Annotated in this window: 14 protein-coding genes and 1 pseudogene; 9 read left to right on the forward strand and 6 right to left on the reverse strand. The window is 70.1% G+C overall.

Annotated elements, in window-relative coordinates; genetic code table 11:
• Positions 1-8: 8 nt before the first annotated feature.
• Positions 9-305 carry a FitA-like ribbon-helix-helix domain-containing protein gene (locus tag A5771_RS19980; protein WP_207545485.1) on the forward strand — a complete coding sequence of 99 codons (297 nt, stop codon included), beginning with the start codon at positions 9-11 and terminating at the stop codon, positions 303-305.
• Positions 302-736, forward strand: a complete 435-nt coding sequence (locus A5771_RS19985; RefSeq protein ID WP_064856919.1) for a type II toxin-antitoxin system VapC family toxin — start codon at positions 302-304, stop codon at positions 734-736. Before A5771_RS19980 ends, A5771_RS19985 begins: the two co-directional genes overlap by 4 nt.
• A 12-nt stretch (positions 737-748) precedes the next feature.
• Here the strand turns inward: A5771_RS19985 and A5771_RS19990 are convergent, their stop codons facing one another.
• Entirely contained in the window at positions 749-991 is a 243-nt protein-coding gene (locus A5771_RS19990) for a hypothetical protein (protein WP_064856920.1), read from the reverse strand.
• 69 nt (positions 992-1,060) lie between these two features.
• Here A5771_RS19990 and A5771_RS19995 point away from each other — a divergent pair, with 69 nt between their 5' ends.
• Genes A5771_RS19995 through A5771_RS20005 form a run of 3 tightly spaced genes read left to right on the forward strand, consistent with a single transcriptional unit; the run spans position 1,061 to position 3,997 of the window.
• Positions 1,061-1,534 carry a nuclear transport factor 2 family protein gene (locus A5771_RS19995; protein WP_064856921.1) on the forward strand — a complete coding sequence of 158 codons (474 nt, stop codon included), beginning with the start codon at positions 1,061-1,063 and terminating at the stop codon, positions 1,532-1,534.
• A 2-nt stretch (positions 1,535-1,536) separates the two neighbouring features.
• Positions 1,537-2,364 (forward strand): SDR family NAD(P)-dependent oxidoreductase, encoded by an 828-nt coding sequence (locus A5771_RS20000; protein WP_064856922.1) that lies wholly within the window; start codon positions 1,537-1,539, stop codon positions 2,362-2,364.
• 34 nt (positions 2,365-2,398) lie between these two features.
• The gene (locus A5771_RS20005) at positions 2,399-3,997 is read left to right on the forward strand and encodes a peptide chain release factor 3 (protein ID WP_064856923.1); all 1,599 of its coding nucleotides are present in this window, start codon (positions 2,399-2,401) and stop codon (positions 3,995-3,997) included.
• 7 nt (positions 3,998-4,004) lie between these two features.
• On the opposite strand, the gene A5771_RS20010 is transcribed toward A5771_RS20005, so the two are convergent.
• The 5 genes from A5771_RS20010 to recC all read right to left on the reverse strand — a co-directional run bounded on the left by A5771_RS20010 (position 4,005) and on the right by recC (position 13,894).
• Positions 4,005-4,880 carry an NYN domain-containing protein gene (locus tag A5771_RS20010; protein ID WP_064856924.1) on the reverse strand — a complete coding sequence of 292 codons (876 nt, stop codon included), beginning with the start codon at positions 4,878-4,880 and terminating at the stop codon, positions 4,005-4,007.
• A 95-nt stretch (positions 4,881-4,975) separates the two neighbouring features.
• Positions 4,976-5,284: a hypothetical protein gene (locus A5771_RS20015; RefSeq protein ID WP_064856952.1), complete on the reverse strand. Its 309-nt coding sequence runs from the start codon at positions 5,282-5,284 to the stop codon at positions 4,976-4,978.
• Between the two features lie 293 nt (positions 5,285-5,577).
• Positions 5,578-7,326 (reverse strand): exodeoxyribonuclease V subunit alpha, encoded by a 1,749-nt coding sequence (gene recD / locus A5771_RS20020; protein WP_082947353.1) that lies wholly within the window; start codon positions 7,324-7,326, stop codon positions 5,578-5,580.
• Positions 7,323-10,628, reverse strand: coding sequence for an exodeoxyribonuclease V subunit beta (gene recB / locus A5771_RS20025; protein ID WP_064856925.1), 3,306 nt, complete (start codon positions 10,626-10,628; stop codon positions 7,323-7,325). Before recB ends, recD begins: the two co-directional genes overlap by 4 nt.
• Positions 10,625-13,894: an exodeoxyribonuclease V subunit gamma gene (gene recC, locus A5771_RS20030; RefSeq protein ID WP_064856954.1), complete on the reverse strand. Its 3,270-nt coding sequence runs from the start codon at positions 13,892-13,894 to the stop codon at positions 10,625-10,627. The genes recB and recC overlap by 4 nt, the downstream gene beginning before the upstream one ends.
• A gap of 72 nt (positions 13,895-13,966) precedes the next feature.
• On the opposite strand from recC, the gene A5771_RS20035 reads away from it, so the two are divergent.
• The 4 genes and pseudogenes from A5771_RS20035 to A5771_RS20045 all read left to right on the forward strand — a co-directional run bounded on the left by A5771_RS20035 (position 13,967) and on the right by A5771_RS20045 (position 16,594).
• Positions 13,967-14,452 (forward strand): protein disulfide oxidoreductase, encoded by a 486-nt coding sequence (locus A5771_RS20035; protein ID WP_064856926.1) that lies wholly within the window; start codon positions 13,967-13,969, stop codon positions 14,450-14,452.
• A complete protein-coding gene (locus tag A5771_RS20040) occupies positions 14,453-15,319 on the forward strand; it encodes a cytochrome c biogenesis CcdA family protein (protein WP_064856927.1) in 867 nt (288 codons plus the stop codon).
• 10 nt (positions 15,320-15,329) lie between these two features.
• Positions 15,330-15,449, forward strand: a pseudogene (locus tag A5771_RS23515) (zinc-binding dehydrogenase); the annotation flags it as partial.
• 20 nt (positions 15,450-15,469) lie between these two features.
• Positions 15,470-16,594, forward strand: coding sequence for a 6-phosphofructokinase (locus A5771_RS20045; protein WP_064856928.1), 1,125 nt, complete (start codon positions 15,470-15,472; stop codon positions 16,592-16,594).
• The last annotated feature ends 230 nt before the right edge of the window (positions 16,595-16,824 follow it).

Genomic DNA, 16,824 nt, shown 5'->3' on the forward strand with positions numbered 1-16,824 from the left:
TCGGGTATGTGAAGCAGCTTCTTCTTCGGGTACCCGAAGACCTGCACCGACGACTGGTGGCTCGTGCGGCGCGGGAGGGCCGCAGCCTCAATGCGCTGGCCACCGAGATCCTCGACGCCGCTGCCGAGGCGGACTCCGGTGACCGGCGAGCGAAACTCCGGGCGGCCGCCGCGGCTTCGGGTGCACTGCGAACGATGCCTGCCCGGCCGATGAGCGCCGCCCGCCGGCAGCGCGCGATCGCTTCGACCTGCGGCCTGGGAGCACAGCTCGACCGCCTACTCGCCGATGAGCGCGACCGGCCGTGATCGCCTACCTGGACTCGTCGGTTCTGGCGCGGGCCTATCTCGCCGACGAGGACGGGCATGAGCAGGCGACTGACTTGCTCGCCGATCCCGAGATCGCCACCGTGACCGGTACCTGGACCCGCATTGAGGTCTCCGGGGCGCTGGTCCGCGCCGCACGTTCCGGCCGTGCCGACGAAAAAGGTCTGCTTGCCGCGCTGGACGCCGATCTTGTGGACAAGGTGACCGTACTGGGTGCGCCACAGGAGCAGGTGGAGGAAGACGCCCTGGGACTCGTGCGCCGCCACGCGTTGCGCGCCATGGACGCCTGGCATTTGGCGGTCGCCGCGCTCGTGGTCCCGCCGCTGCTGGAGCCCGGCGAGCAGAAGGGGTTCGCCTCGCGCGACGAGGCACAACGCCGGGTCGCCGAACTGCTCGGCTTCGTCGCGATCTGACTCCGCCGCTACCTAAGTCCCCGGCACATACGTCCGGCACGAATACGTCTGCGGGTCGCACATCATCGGCAGGGTGGTGCGGCCACCGTAGACACCCGGCAGATTCCAGGTCGGCATCAGCGGACCGTCGTACCAGGGGTTGGGCATATAGCGGCAGGTGTCGAACGCCGCGCACGGCGGCTGCGGGACCTCGGCGGCGGCGACCGCCGGAAAAGCCAGGCCCAGACCCAACGCCACCAGCAAGAGCGTGCGCATCGCGGACTCCTTTCTGCTCGGTTACGCCCACCATCGCACCGCCCACCGACAAAACCGTAGGGTCGAGCGGTGAGCATCGAAGACCGGCTGGCCGCCCTCGAACAGGTCGAGGCGATCAAGGCTCTCAAGCACCGCTATCTCCGGGCCTGCGACGCCAAGGCCCCCGACACCTTCCGCGCCTGCTTCATCGCCTCCGGCGCCGACGTCGACTACGGCCCGCTGGGCGGTTTCGCCGACGCCGATCAGATGGCCGAAGTATTCCGCCGCATCGCGCTGCACACCGTGGGCGGCGACCACGTCATCTTGGACATGCACCACGCCATGCACCCGGACATCACCATCACCGGGCCCGGCCGGGCGACCGGACGCTGGACGCTGAAGTTCCGCCAGCTCAACCTGATTGAGCGCACCGAGCGGCTGCTCACCGGCGAGTACGACGACGAGTACGTCATCGAGGACGGGGACTGGAAGATGTCACGCTCCCGTTTCCGCCAGCTGTGGTCGATGGTGCGCCCCCTCGGCGAGGCCGTGGTGGAGGCCTGAAGATGAGCGAGGCACGCATCGCCCTGGTCACCGGCGCCAGCCGCAGCGTCGGCAAGGGCATCGCGCTGGCACTGGGCTCGCAGGGCTGGACGGTCTATGTCACCGCGCGGCGGCAGGGCCCGCTGGAGGAGACCGCCGGCAGCGTCACCGAGCGCGGCGGGCGCGGCATCGCGGTGCAGTGCGATCACCGCGACGACGACCAGATCACCGCGCTGTTCGCCAGCGTCGCCGACGAGCAGGGCGGCCGGTTGGATCTGCTGGTCAACAACGTGTGGGCGGCGCCCAAGGGATTCGCCGGGTTCACCGAGAAGTTTTGGCAGCGCCCGCTGTCGGACTGGGACACCCTGATCGGGGTGGGGCTGCGCGCCCACTACGTCGCCTCGGTGTACGCCGCGCAGCTGATGGTGGCTCGCGGGTCGGGACTGATCGCCAACATCTCCTCGTTCGGCACCCGCGGACACCTGCACTCGGTGCTCTACGGCATGTCCAAGGCCGGGCTGGACAAGATGGCCGCCGACATGGCCGTCGAACTCGGCGGTACCGGCGTGAGCGCGCTGTCACTGTGGCCGGGGCTGGTGAAAAACGAAGTGATGCAGGGCTTCATGGACCGCGGCCTGGACAACTTCCAGGGTTTTCCGCTGGCCAACGCCGAGACACCGGAGTTCATCGGCCGTGTCATCGCCGCGCTGGCCGGCGACCCGGACATCGCGGCCCGCAGCGGACGCACCCTGATCACCGCCGAGACCGCGCTGGATTACGGTGTCACCGACATCGAAGGCAACCAGCCCGACTCGCACCGCGAACTGTTCGGCGGCGGGCCGCTGTATTGACCGTGCACCAACCCCCAATACACTCGCTGGCGCCATGACCGACAATGCCCTGGAGTCCGAAGCGGGCCGCCGCCGAACGTTTGCGGTCATCAGCCATCCCGACGCCGGAAAATCCACCTTGACCGAGGCGCTGGTGCTGCATGCCCGGGCCATCACCGAAGCCGGCGCGGTGCACGGCAAATCCGGTCGCCGCGCCACCGTGTCGGACTGGATGGAGATGGAGAAAGCCCGCGGAATCTCCATCACCTCGACCGCCCTGCAGTTCCCGTACCGCACCGCGCGGGGGCAGGACTGCGTCATCAACCTGCTCGACACTCCCGGCCACGCCGACTTCTCCGAAGACACCTACCGGGTGCTGACCGCCGTCGATTCCGCGGTCATGCTCATCGATGCCGCCAAAGGTCTTGAGCCGCAGACACTCAAGCTGTTCCAGGTATGCCGTCACCGCCGGATCCCGATCATCACCGTCATCAACAAGTGGGACCGCCCCGGCCGTCATGCCCTGGAATTGATGGACGAGATCGCGACCCGGATCGGGCTGCGCCCCACCCCGCTGACCTGGCCGGTCGGCATCGCCGGAGACTTCCATGGGGTGCTGGACCGCCGCTCGGGAAACTTCATCCGGTTCACCCGTACCGCCGGCGGCGCCACCGCCGCACCCGAAGAGCACATCGCCGCCGCCGACGCGCATGAGGCGGCCGGCGTCGACTGGGACACTGCGGTCGAAGAGTGCGAGCTGCTGAGCGCCGACGGCTCCGACTTCGACCGCGAGGCCTTCCTGGACTGCACGGCGTCACCGGTGCTGTTCACCTCGGCGGCGTTGAACTTCGGGGTGAATCAGCTGCTCGATGTGCTCACCGAGCTGGCACCGGCGCCCAGCGGGGCGCTCGACGTCGACGGTGTCCGGCGCGCCACCGACGCGCCGTTCAGCGCGTTCGTGTTCAAGGTGCAGGCCGGCATGGACTCCGCCCACCGCGATCGCATCGCTTTCGCGCGGGTGTATTCGGGAACCTTCGAACGCGGCGATGTGCTCACCCACGCCGCTACCGGCAAGCCCTTTGTCACCAAGTACGCCCAGTCGGTGTTCGGCCAGCAGCGCTCCACACTCGACACCGCCTGGCCCGGTGATGTGATCGGGCTGGCCAACGCCGCCGCGCTGCGACCGGGGGACACGTTGTATTGCGATGTGCCCGTGCAATATCCGCCGATACCGAGCTTTTCACCGGAGCATTTCTCGGTGGCCCGCAACGTCGATCCCAGCAAGCACAAGCAGTTCCGCCGTGGGATCGAGCAGTTGGATCAAGAGGGTGTCGTTCAGGTGCTGTGCTCGGATCGCCGCGGCGATCAGGCTCCGGTGCTCGCCGCCGTCGGCCCGATGCAGTTCGAGGTCGCCGCACACCGGATGGCAACCGAGATCGGTGCGCCGATCGCACTGGAGTCGCTGCCCTACCAGGTGGCGCGGATCGTGGACGAGGGCGACGCCGACTTCGTCAACAGGCAGTCGTTGGCCGAAGTCATGACCCGCACCGACGGCGTGCACCTGGCCTTGTTCTCCAACAGCTGGCGACTTCAGGGTTTCCAACGCGACAACCCCGACGTGCAGCTACGGTCCTTGGTGGCCGCGGAAGGCTAGCTCGCCCTCACTCGCGCAGCCGCACCATCCGCGTCGTCGAACTCTCGTCGAGCTCCACCAGGTCCGAATAGGACCGCAGGAAATCGCTGAACGACTTATAGCCCAGGGCTTTCTCGCTGAACGACGGATCCATGCGCTTCATCTGCGCCTTGACCGCCGAATTGTGCAGCCACTCGACGTCGTCCTTCTCCAGGCCGATCTGCAACGCGCGGGTGAGCAGCGCGGTGGCGGTGTCCACCGGATCCGGTGGCGGCGGCTCGTCGGGTTCCTTATTGGCCTGCCGGGTGCGTCGTTTCGGTTCTGTGTCGGGGTCGGCCGGCGCGGGCTCGAACACCGGCACCCCGGGCAGTGCGTCGTAGCTGACGAAGTCGTCGCAGGCTGCGGCCAGCGCGCGACTGGTCGATCCGGCCACGCCGATCCCGACGACATAGCGGCCCAGGCGTTTACAGCGCTGTGCCAGTGGGATGTAGTCGGAGTCGCCGGCCACGATCACCACGTGCGTCAGATCCGGCAGCCGGAACATGTCCTCCACCGCGTCGACGGCCAACCGGATATCGGCGCCGTTCTTACCGTAGGCGGCCGCCGGGAACAGCTGCACCAGATCGACCGCGCGCGCCACCAGTTGCGCGCGGTAACCGGTGTTGACCTCCGCCGACCAGTCGGCGTAGGCGCGGGTGAGCACCAGCGTCCCGAACGACGACGCGAAGTCGATGATCGCGCCGACGTCGACGGTGGCGCGCGCCAGCCGATCCGGCTGCTTGGCCAGGCCCTTGGCCTTGTCCTTCTGAAAGGAGCTGCGCCCGTTGACCTGGTCGTAGCGCGAGATCACGATGTTGTCGAAGTCGAGGTAGACCGCGACCCGGGTATCGCCGGATTCCGTCATGGATGCCAGTGTGGCACGCAGCGCCGCCCTCAGCCGTGGCGGCTTGTCGCTCAAAGGCGGGCAACTATCCCTATGGTTGGCCGCCGGCGACGTACCTACCCGGGCCGGTACCACCGCGGGATCAACTCCCGGTCGGGCAGCGGATACTGCCCGTAGAACCCGTGCGGATCACCCCGCAACACCTGGGCATTCTGGATCTCGGCGCGCTGGCGGATGTCGCGGAGGCGGGCTTGTTCGGCGGCGCGGTGCGCGGCGTACAGACCCACCGACCATCGGGTGACGATCACCGCCAGGGCGATCACCGCACCGGCCAGAATGAGCCAGCGCAGCCACCACAGCACCGCGATCACCACCAGGATGGCCAGCCCCGTTCCGCTGCTGCCTGACTGCTTGCCTTTCGCCATGATCGTCACGGTAATCCGGGGGTGTGACAGGTCGGGGCGGCTAGCGACCGGGGGAAGCGGTCGGCAGACCGGGAGGGTTAGCGCTCCTCATTCCGCATCTCACGGAGCAGTTCCCCTGCCTCGTGATCGGTACGAATAGGACCCGTTGGGCGAGGCACCGGCCCGCTGACGGTCGCCGGATGAAGTAGCCCAGCCTTGATCATCTCGGCCAGTGGACTGTCCTGGTTCGGCTCAGGTTCGGGCACTTCGGACATGCTCGCAGGGTACCGCCGATTTGCTGCATTCGACCGGAATCACGCCTCGCGCAGCCGCAACGCCAGCCCCGACGCGCGCACCGCCCGCCGATCCAGCGCGGCACGGATCTCCTCCTCGGAACCGACCACCCGCACCTTGTGCTTGGCGCGGGTCACCGCGGTGTAGAACAGCTCCCGGGTCAAAAGGCGCGACTCGACCGGCGGCATCAGCACCGTCACCACGTCGGCCTCGCTGCCCTGGCTCTTGTGGATGGTCATCGCGTACATGCTCTCGACGTCGGAGAGCCGGCCGGTGGCGAAATCGACCGGGCCCGCGGCGGTGGCGATCACCGCGCGCAGCCCGTCGGCGCGCGCTGTGACCACCCCGGTGTCGCCGTTGCGCACTCCCAGCCCGTAGTCGTTGGCGGTGATCAGCAGCGGCCGCCCGGCATACCAGTCCGCCCACACCGGATCCCCGGTCTGCTCGGACACCCAGCGCCGCACCTGACGATTCCAGTGGTTCGCCCCGTGCCGGCCGTCGCGGTGCGCGCACAGCAGCCGGTGCTCGTCAAGATTGCGCAACGCCTCCCCGGCGTCGCCCAGCATCGCCGCCTGGCGCACCCGCAGCGCATGCGGCACCGCGATCTGCGCCAACTTGTCGGCCAGGGCGGACGGACCGGTCACGTCGATCCATTCCCGGTGCTCATCATCGGAGCCCAGCAGCGCGATCACGGTGTCACCGTCGCCGTCGCGGATCGCCGCCGCCAGCTCACCTATCGGCTTCTTGTAGCGGTGCGCGGTCCGCAACGTCGCCACCCGGGTGCCCGGCCGCGCCGCCAACCCCTCCACCAGGTCGGCCAGCACCGCCCCAGCCTCCACCGACGCCAACTGGTCGGAATCACCCACCAGGATCAGCCGGGCGGTCGGCCGCACCGCCTCGAGCAGCCGGGCCATCAACGTCAGCGACACCATCGACGTCTCGTCGACCACGATCACGTCGTGCGGCAGCCGGTTGGCCCGATTGTGCTTGAACCGCGACGAATTTCCCGGCCGCGACCCCAGCAGCGCGTGCAGCGTGCGGGCCTGCAACCCGGCCAGCCGCGTCTGATCCACCGGATCCAAATCCGCGACCTGACCGGCGACCGCCTCGGTCAGCCGGGCCGCGGCCTTGCCGGTCGGTGCGGCCAGTGCGATCCGCAGACCCGGGCGGCCCGATGCCTCGGCCTGCTCGGCAAGCAGCGCCAGCAACCGGGCCACCGTGGTGGTCTTGCCGGTTCCCGGCCCGCCGGTGAGCACAGTGACGGCCTGGGTCAGCGCGATCTCGGCGGCGCTGCGCTGCTCGTGGTAGTCCGGCGGGAACAGCCGCTCGAGCGCCGCCGGCTCGGCCGGCCCGGCGTGCGGGGTGGACAGTGCCAGCAGATCAGCGCAGACCTGCTCCTCCTCGCGCCAGTAGCGGTCCAGGTAGAGCAGTCGATCGGCGTACAGGCGCAGCACCTGCTTGGTGACCAGTGCACTGGCGCGCACCGCGGCCAGCCACGCCTCCGGTTCCGGCCAGCCCAGCTCCGGCAGCTCGGTGCTGGCCGCCACGGAGGCCAGCTCCACGCAGACCGACCCGGTGCGCAGCGCCCGTACCGCCAAAGCGACTGCCAGGGCCACCGATTCGTCGGCTTCGCCGCCCAGCGCGCAGACCCGTTGGGCGGTATGCACGTCCGCCGTCTCCAGCACACCGGCGTCGTTGAACTCCCGCAGGATGCCGGTGGCCGACTGGGCCACCCGCCACGACAGCGGGTCATCGATGCTCAGGCTCATGCCGCGGTCACCCCCTGATGCAGCAGATCGGACAGGGCGATCACCAGTGCGGCCGGCGGGCGCCAGCTGAACACCCCGGTCGGATGCCCGTCGAGAATCGGGGTCTCCGGCCCGCACATGCCGCGCACGAACAGATACAGCACCCCGGCCAGGTGCTGCTGCGGGTCGTAACCCGGCTGGCGCCACCGCAAGAATCGGTGCAGCACCGCGGTATACAGCAGCGCCTGCAGCGGATAGTCCGAGTGCAGCATGGCCTCGGCCATCCGCGCGAAGCTGTAGTCGGCGGCGGTCTCACCGAGCTGATTGGTCTTGTAGTCGACCACCAGATAGCGCTGATCGGGCAGGCGCAGCACCACATCCAGCGAACCGGACAGGTAGCCACGCAGCGACTGCCCACCCAGCGTGTCGGAGAGCAGCCGGTCGGCGTAGACGGCGAAAGGGTCCTCGGGGGCCAGGTGTTCGCGCAGCAGTGCGCCCACGTCGGCGACCCGGACCTGCGGCGCTACACCGGAAACATCGCCGCCGGCCAGTGGGATCTCGAACTCCAACTCCCGCAACCGGTCCGGCAGCCCGATCTGCCGCAACGTCAGCCCTTCGGCCAGCGGCCCCAGCGAGGTGTCGTGCATCGGCACCAGGGCCGCGGCGAGCTCGTCGGCCTCGACACCGATCGGCCACCACGGCTCGTGGTCGCGCACCTGCGCAGCCAGCTCGGCGGCCAGGTCCGCCGCGAACGGGTCGGCGGTCTCCAGCACCGCATGCACCAGCGACCCGAACGTCGTGCCGCCGGGCAGGTCCGCCATCGGCGAGCGCACCTGCGCGCCGGTCGGCGGGGCGACCTCGGTAACGGTGACGTCCTCGGACTCGTCGTCGCGGGCGTGGGTCTCCGGCTCGCTGTGCACCCCGCTTTCGGCTTCGGCCTGGGCGCCGCGGATCAGCGCCGAATAGGAGGTGCGCCGCCAGCCGGTGTCAATGGATCGGTGAAAGTGCCGTACCGCCAAGTCTTTCGGGGTCACCGTCCTGGGCAGCGGGGTCGGTTGCACCACCTCGGAGTGCTCGGCCACCGGGCCGCCGGCGGCCTGCCAGCTCTCGAACAGCGCCCACGCGTCGGCATCGCTGATCCGCGGCGGGCAGGAGACCGGCACCTGCACCTCGCCGAACGAGCGGCCACGCAGCAACCGGGACAATCCGCTGTTGGCCTCGTCGCGGCTGGGGCCCCACCACGCCACCACCTGCGATTGCGCCCGGGTCAGCGCGACGTAGGTGTTGCGCAAGTGGTCCAGGGCCTCCTCGGTCTGGTGCAGATCTGCCGCCAGGTACCGATCCGGGCCGTCGTCGCCGCCGATGTAGAGGCAGCGCGTCTCGGAGTCGTCGACGGCGGGCTCGTGGTAGAGCAGGTCGCCCTTGTCGCCGATGAACCGGTTGAACAAGAACGGCAGGTACACCACCGGGAATTGCAGCCCCTTGGCGGCGAACACCGTCATGATCTGTACGGCGCCGGCATCGCTGTCCAGCCGGCGACTGCGTTCGGTGGCGCGGCTGGTGCGGTCCTCACACTGTTTGCGCAGCCAGTCGCGCAGGCCGGGCAGCCCGAGCCGCTCGGCGTGCGCGGTCTCGTGCAGCAGCTGCCCGATGTGCGCGCAGTCGGTCAGTTGCCGCTCCCCGCCGCGCTGACTGAGCACCCGCCGGCCCATCCCGGCCAGTTTGGCCGCCTCGAACACCGCGGCGATGCCGCGCAACCGGGCGTGGTCGATCCACTCGCGCAGCGTCTGCGCCACCCGGTCGGTGAGGTCGTCCCCGCCGGCGGCCAGGGTCTCGGCGGTCTCGCCGAAGAACATCGTGCATGCCGCGGCCCGCACCAGGCCGCTGCGGTGCGGGGCGTCGAACGCCTCCAGCAGGCACAGCCAGTCCGCGGCCGCAGAGGAGACGAACACGTCCGCATCGCCGGTGTAGACCACCGGAATATCCAGCGCCGTCAACGCATCCCGGCACAGCGCGGCGTCCTCGTGCCGCTCGACCAGGATCGCGACATCACCGGCGGTGATCGGCCGCCCGTCGTAGGTCGCAGCCGAACCGAGCAGGGCGGCGACGTCGGCGGCCAGATCACCCGGGATGTATTCGCGCAGTACGGGTATCGGAATGTCTTTGACGGCCGAGCAGCCCACAGCGGGCCGGTCGACCACGCGAAGCCGAAACGGCGCGTTGTGCGGCGCCCCGGCCAGCCGCTGCCCGCGATGGTGGGCCTGCACAGCGGGCACCACGATCTCCGGATGGCCCAGCTGCACCCCGCCCAGCACCACCTGCAGGGCGTCGACCAGGTCGGAATCGCTGCGCCAGTTGGTGTCGAGGGTGCGATGGTCGTCGGCGTTGCGGGCAGCGGCCAGGTAGGTGTAGATGTCGCCGCCGCGGAAACCGTAGATGGCCTGCTTGGGATCGCCGATCAACACCAGGGTCGAATGCCCGCGGAAGCCGGCGTCGATCACCTCCCACTGCACCGGGTCGGTGTCCTGGAATTCGTCGACCATCACGATCGGCCAGCGCCGGCGCATCCGCTCGGCCGCATCGGAATCACTGCGCCGCAGTGCGTCTCGAAGCAGCGTGAGCAGGTCGGTGTAGCCGAGGATGCCGTGGCGGCGTTTGCGGTGCGCCAGTTCGGCCAGCACCTCCGCGGCGAAGTCCAGGCGTGCGGCCGCCGCCGAGCCGGGGTCGGGGTTCGCCGGGCGCAGCTGTGCGGCGGGCTCCTCGACCACCTTGGCGGCCAGTGCCAGCGCCTCGTCACGGCTGAACGGCGGGGGACCCTCGGCGTGACCGAAGTGCGCCAGGTAGCGGTCGTCGACGATCTCACCGACCAGATCGGCCAGGCTCTCCAGCAGCGTCAGGGTCTCGTCGGTGTCACCGGCCACCCCGAGGGATTTCAGTACCAGCGAACAGAACTGGTGGATGGTGACGATGGTGGCGGCGTCGAAATCGGCCAGCGCGTCGCGCAGCCGGTCGTGCCGGGCGCTGCGCAGGTCGGCGGGGCCGTCGAGTAGGTAGCGCTCCAGCTCATTGTCGGCGGCCTGCGCCCCGCCGAGCACCGCCAGCGCCCCGGCGACCAGGGTGCGCACCCGGTCCCGCAGCTCGCGGCTGGCCAGCCGGCCGAAGGTGATCAGCAGCAGCTCGTCCGGGCGGGCCAGCCCGTCGGCGAGGTAGCGGGTGGTCAGCCCGGCCAGGGCGAAGGTTTTGCCGGTGCCCGCGCTGGCCTCCAGCACCACCGTCGAGCCGGCTTCCGGCAGCGGGCCCACCAGGTCGAAGCTGCGGGTCATAGCTGTCCCTCCGCGGCCAGCAGCGGCGCCCACAGCCGCACCGCCAGTGCGCCCAAACGGGTGCTCTCCCCGTCGATCTCCTCACCGGGTCGCGGGGGACCGAGCAGCCGGCTCAGCGGGGCATTAGCACCCCACACCTTGGCGACCGCCTTGTCGGTGCAATCGCCGTAAGTGCCGCCCCAGATGTAGCGGGTCTTCCACAGCGGATCATCACCGTCGCGCCGAGCCTCCGCCCAGGCGCATGACGTCGCCAGCGGCAGCGGGATCGGTTCGCGGCGGCCCGCGTCGTAGATCGCCACCAGCTGGCCCAGCACCGCCCGCGGCTCGGCTGCCGGACAGAACAGCCGCTGGCTGATCGGGGTGCGAGTACCGCGGCCGATGCACAGCGCCGACCACCCCCGGTCGGGATGCTGGGCGGCCAATGCCTGCAGCGCAATCCAGTCCTGCAGCACGTGTTTGGCCGCCAGTTTGGAATAGGTGACCGACACCGTGCGGGTGCCGTACACCCCCGGGACGGTGCCGGACAGCCGCCGGCCGCCGCCCAGGTCGATGTCGACGTCGTAGGCGGCCGGGTCGCCGCGGCGGTGGCCGATCGCGGCCTCGGCCAGGCTGCGGGCCAGATCGCGGATCTCGCAGGCGGTGCGCATCCCGAGCCGCCCCGGTGGCAGGGTGCCGCGGCGCCACTCGGCGTTGGCCGCCTCGTCGGGGTGCATGCCGCTGAGCATGTCGGTGAGCATCCGGTCGCCGACGCCCCAGGTGGCCAGGCTGTCGATCTCGACGGGCATGGCGTCCTCGACGCCGTCGACCTCCCACGGCAGCGTGTAGTCCAGCGCGCGGAAGAAACCTTTGACCGGGTCTTTGAAGAAGGCCAGCAGCTCGGCCAGTTCCACATCGCCGGCCGGCGGCGTCAGGATCGCGGTGAACTGCTCCGGGGGTTCGCGGCGTTTGCCGGCGGCGGCTTCGGCGGCGGTGCGCGCGGTCGGATCGAAGGTGAACGGACCGGGCCGGCCCAGCGCCCCGGGCGTGACATTGCGAATGTCGAACGGCTGCAACGGTTGTTCGACGACGACGCGGCCCCGCACCGGCTCGCCGGTGGTGGCGTCCAGCGCGTCGAGCAGTTCGGCCAGCGGCACCGCCGGCGGCTGGGACTTGCCCGAGTGTTCGTCGGCGCCGGTGTAGGTGATGACCAGTGTTTCGGTGGCCGCACCCACCGCATCCAGCAGCAGCTGCCGGTCTTGGGCGCGCAGGTCGCGTTCGCCGGTGTGCGGCCGCCGGGCCAGGGCGTCGTCGCCGTTGATGTGCGCGACCCGGGGAAAGACGCCGTCGTCCAGCCCGACCAGGCACACCACCCGGTGCGGCACCGAGCGCATCGGCACCAGGGTGCACACCGTCAGCCCGCCGGTGCGGAAGTTCGCCCGGGTCGGGCGGCCGGCCAGCCGCCCGGCGAGCAGCGCGCGCACATCGGGCAACCGCAGCTCGGTCTCAGCGCGCGTGTCGGCCCGGGCCAGCACGTCGGTGAATTCCCGGTGCAGCTGGCCGGCCTGCCAGCCGTCGTCGGCGGAGACCCGGGTCAGCGCGGCCACCCCGTCGAGCAGGGCGGTGATCCACTCGCTGAGCGGCGCCGCCCCGGTGAGCGCGTCAGCGGTGGTCTGCAACCGGTCGACGAACTCAGCCAGCCGCCCGGCCAGCTCCACCTGGTTGCTGCCCACGTCATCGAGCGGCAGCGCGGTGTCCAGCCAGGCCCGCGAGTCATCGGACATCGCGACACCGGTCAGAATCCGATCCAGCCCGAACCGCCAGGTGTTGTGCTGAATTTTGGCCAGGCCGTACGGTTCCCGGTGCGCCGCATCGAAGCTCCACCGGATGTTGGCGCTGCGCACCCAGCCGGTGATGATCTCCAGGTCGTCGTCGGTGAACGCGAACCGGGCCCGCACCGGCGCTGCCTGCGCGAGGTTGAGCACGGCACTGGCGGTCACCCGGCTGTCGGTGATGTCCAGCAGCGCGGCGGCTACGCCCAGCAGCGGATTGGTCTGCACCGGTGCCCGGTCGGCCAACTGGACCCGCAGCAGATGCGCCGGGTGGTTCTCCCCGGCCAGCTCGCCGAGCCCGAAGCCGGCGACGATCAGCGGCGCGTAGGTTTCGATGTCCGGGCACATCACGATGATGTCGCGCGGCTGCAGCGTCGGGTCGTCGGCCAGCAGGCCCAGCAGCACTTCGCGCAGCACGTCGACCTGCCGGGCCGGGCCGTGGCAGGAGTGCACCTGCACCGACCGGTCGGTCTCGGCGAGCACCCGGCCCTCGGGCCGGATCGCGTTGCTCGCCAGATCCGACTGCAACCAACTCAGCAGCGTGTCGGAACCTGTTGGGTTGTCCAGGTATTCGTCGGTATCCGGCTGCGGAAGCCCGCGCTGCAGCTCGCGCAGATCACGGCCGAGCGTGCGCAGCAGCGGGTGCTCGGCCGCGGTGCGGCTGGTGTCCTCGCTGCGCGGAACCACCCCGTGCACACCGCTGAGCGCCTGCCACAACCGATCCGAGGGGTGTGGCAGCCACAGGTGCAGCTCATGATGGGTGGCCAGCGCGCCGAGCAGTTCGATGTCGGTGCACGCCAGTCGGGTATGGCCGAACAGAGACAACCGCGGCGGCAGCGTCTCGGCGGACGCCCGGCGCAACCGGGCCAGAGTCTGCTGGTGGCGCACGTGCGGAGGGTCGATGCCCATGGCGGCGACCAGGGCCCGCCACAGCGGCGGCTGCCAGGCCAAATCGGCGTCCAGATCGCCCGGTGCCTCCTCGAGCCAGTCGGCCAGCAGCTGCGGGCGCTGGCGGGCGTAGGAGGCGAACAGCCCGGCCAGCCGCCGGGCCACGGCATAGCGACGCCCGCACCGCACCTGCGCGTCGTCACCGGTGTGGAAATGGCCCAAATGCGTTGCCAGCGTGGCACACCAGGGCTCATCCAGGCTGGCATCGATGACCGCTAACAACGGCCAGCTCATGGCATCCGGCGACCACGGATCGTCGTCGGCGACACCGGTGATCTCGGCGATCAGCGACGCCGGGTTGCGGAACTGGACCCCGGCGCAGACCCCGTCACCCCCGGACCCGGCGCCGAGCACGTGCGACAGGCGTTGAGACAGCCAGCGTTCCACCCCGCGGGCCGGCACCAGCACCAGCTCCTGGGCGAACGGATCCGCCGGCGGCGTCGCCAACAGCGCGCCCAGGCCGTCGGCAAGGGCGTCGGTGCGTTCGGCGCGGTGCAGGTGCAGTCCCATCGCGGCCACCATAAACCGCAGCCCCGACACCCGGCGCTGAACCATCGCCCCGTCGCCGTCGTGGTGCATGTCATGAGGATCTGCACGCTGATACTTGCCGCCGTTGCCGCACTGGTTGTCGGGCTGGCCGGCCCAGCGGCCGCCACCGCCGCCGACGAGCGGCTACAGTTCACCACCACCACCGTCGACGGGATCCCATTCGACGGTGCGAGCCTGCAGGGCAAACCCGCCGTGCTGTGGTTCTGGAGACCCGGCTGCCCGTTCTGCAACGCCGAGGCGCCATCGGTGAGCCAGGTCGCGGCCGCCAACCCGCGGGTGGCCTTCGTCGGGGTCGCGGGGCGCGCCGATGTGGCGGCCATGCGGGACTTCGTGGCCAAGTACCACCTGAACTTCACCAACCTCAACGACGCCGACGGCTCGATCTGGGCGCGTTTCGGGGTGCCGTGGCAGCCCGCGTACGTCTTCGAGCGCTCCGATGGCACCTCGACGTTCGTGAACAACCCGACTTCGGCGATGTCGCAACCGGAGTTGTCCGACCGGGTCGCGGCGCTGACGTAGGTGGACCACAACCTGCCGGGGCTGGCGTTCGCCGCCGGGTTGGTGGCGGCGCTCAATCCGTGTGGCTTCGCGCTGCTGCCCGCCTATCTGGCGTTGGTGGTGCGCGGTGAGCGGGGTGGCGGCCGGGCCGCGGTGGGCCGGGCGCTGGCGGCCACCGCCGCGATGACCCTGGGCTTTCTGGCCGTGTTCGGTGCCTTCGGGCTGCTGACCGTGACGGTGGCGGCGCGGGTGCAGCGTTTCCTGCCCTATGCCACGGTGGTGATCGGCGTCGTGCTGGTGGCGCTTGGTGGTTGGCTGCTGGCGGGCCGCCGGCTCGCGGTCGCCTCCTTCGGCGGGCGGTGGGCACCGACCGCCCGGATCGGGTCGATGCTCGGCTACGGGGTGGGCTACGCGTGCGCGTCACTGGGCTGCACCATCGGCCCCTTTCTGGCGGTCACCGGGGCGGCCTTGCGCGGTGGCTTGGGCGGGATGACGGCCTACCTGGCGTATGCGGCCGGGTTCGGGCTGCTGGTCGGGGTGCTGGCGATGTCGGTGGCGCTGGCCCGTTCGGCGCTGATCGTCCGGTTACGCCGAATCACGCGCTACGCCAGTCGGATCAGCGGTGCACTGCTGGTGGCCGTCGGGCTCTACGTCGGCTACTACGGCTTCTACGAGGTGCGGTTGTTCGAGTTCGGCGGCAGCCCGGGCGATCGGGTGCTGGCCGCGGCCGGACGGCTGCAGGGCACGCTCGCCGGGTGGGTGCATCAGCAGGGCGCGTGGCCGTGGCTGGCGGTGTCGGCCGTGGTTGCGCTGGGTGCGCTGCTGCGTGCTCGGCCGATGACAGCGCGGTCACCACACACCCCCGATGTCGACGGGACTGCCTCGTAGGCTGGTGCCCGTGAAAGCGGTCAGCTGCAGCCATGCGCAACTCGAGCTCGTCGACCTGCCCAACCCGTCACCGGTCAAGGGCCAACTGCTGCTCGAGGTGCTGCGCTGCGGCATCTGCGGCGAAGTGCTCGACTACGTGCAGGAGGTTTCGTGACGCCCGGCATCAAACGCATCGCGATCAGCACCGGCGGTGGCGATGCTCCTGGCCTCAACGCGGTCATCTACGCCACCACCCTGGCCGCCCGCAACCGCGGCTGGGATGTCGTCGGGATCCGCGACGGCTTCAACGGGATGCTGCTGGGCGACCACTACGCCGACGGCGGGCTGATCGACCTGACCCGTGAACGGGTGCGCGGCATCATCTATCAGGGCGGAACCATTCTGGGCAGCACCAACCGCGGCAACCCGATCGCCTACCCGGTGCAGCAGGCCGACGGCAGCTGGGTCGAGGTCGACCGCACCGAGGAGTTGCTCGGGCGTTTCACCGAACACGGGATCGATGCACTGGTCACCGTCGGCGGCGACGGCTCCCTGACGATCGGCAATCACCTGCACCAGGCCGGGCTGCGGCTGGTCGGGGTGCCCAAGACCATCGACAACGACCTGGACCGCACCGCCTCGACATTCGGTTTCGACAGCGCCGTGGGGTTTGCCTCGGAGTGCATCGACCGGCTGTTCTCCACCGCCACCTCGCACAGCCGGATCATCGTGGTGGAGGTGATGGGCCGTTACGCCGGCTGGATCGCCCTGCACGCCGGCATGGCCTCCGGGGTGCACGCCATCCTCATCCCGGAGATCCCCTACCGCCTGGAACCGGTCGCCGAGCTGATCAACCAACGCGCACAACGTGGTTCGACGTATTCGATGGTCTGCGTTGCCGAGGGCGCCGCGCCGGTGGGCGGCACGCGCACGGTGGCGGCCACGTCGGTGGGCCAGGCCGAACGCCTCGGCGGCATCGGCGCCAAGGTGGCCGCCGAACTGGAGGCGCTGACCGGGCGCGAATCGCGTGCGGTGGTGCTCGGCCACCTGCTGCGCGGCGGATCGCCGACGTCGCTGGACCGGCTGCTGGGGTTGCGGTTCGGGGCCGCCGCGGTGCGTGCCCTCGATGAAGGGCATAGCGGGGTGATGGTGGCGCTCAATCCGCCGACGGTGGACTATGTGCCGTTGGCCGAGGCCACCAGTCGACAGAAAACCGTTCCGCCGGACTGTGATTCGGTGCAGACCGCGCGTGATATCGGTATCCGGTTCGGCGATGAAAGTGTCGCTGCGGACTGAGTTCCAGGCCCGCGGCGGTGGTCTTCCGGCGTTGTGGGGGAGGTGATGTGTGCCCGCCTTTGAGCGACAGGCGATGTTATGTCAGCTTCCCGGGGGTGGGCGATGGGAATCGGGTGCCGGGCCGACGCCGCCACAGGTTGACACAATCGACGTTGTCGCTCAAAGGCGGGCACACGCCCATATCCTCCGGACCGGTGACGGATGGGGCAGGTGGGAAACGATGTGCTCAG

It is taken from the genome of Mycolicibacter sinensis (assembly GCF_001667375.1).
Taxonomy (GTDB): Bacteria; Actinomycetota; Actinomycetes; order Mycobacteriales; family Mycobacteriaceae; genus Mycobacterium; species Mycobacterium sinense_A.

Bases quoted from the DNA above. Each gene is read 5' to 3' on its own strand.
- A5771_RS19990 (WP_064856920.1), bottom strand. From the start codon at position 991: ATGCGCACGCTCTTGCTGGTGGCGTTGGGTCTGGGCCTGGCTTTTCCG.
- A5771_RS20000 (WP_064856922.1), top strand. From the start codon at position 1,537: ATGAGCGAGGCACGCATCGCCCTGGTCACCGGCGCCAGCCGCAGCGTC.
- A5771_RS20005 (WP_064856923.1), top strand. From the start codon at position 2,399: ATGACCGACAATGCCCTGGAGTCCGAAGCGGGCCGCCGCCGAACGTTT.
- A5771_RS20010 (WP_064856924.1), bottom strand. From the start codon at position 4,880: ATGACGGAATCCGGCGATACCCGGGTCGCGGTCTACCTCGACTTCGAC.
- A5771_RS20015 (WP_064856952.1), bottom strand. From the start codon at position 5,284: ATGGCGAAAGGCAAGCAGTCAGGCAGCAGCGGAACGGGGCTGGCCATC.
- recD (WP_082947353.1), bottom strand. From the start codon at position 7,326: ATGAGCCTGAGCATCGATGACCCGCTGTCGTGGCGGGTGGCCCAGTCG.
- recB (WP_064856925.1), bottom strand. From the start codon at position 10,628: ATGACCCGCAGCTTCGACCTGGTGGGCCCGCTGCCGGAAGCCGGCTCG.
- recC (WP_064856954.1), bottom strand. From the start codon at position 13,894: ATGGGACTGCACCTGCACCGCGCCGAACGCACCGACGCCCTTGCCGAC.
- A5771_RS20035 (WP_064856926.1), top strand. From the start codon at position 13,967: ATGAGGATCTGCACGCTGATACTTGCCGCCGTTGCCGCACTGGTTGTC.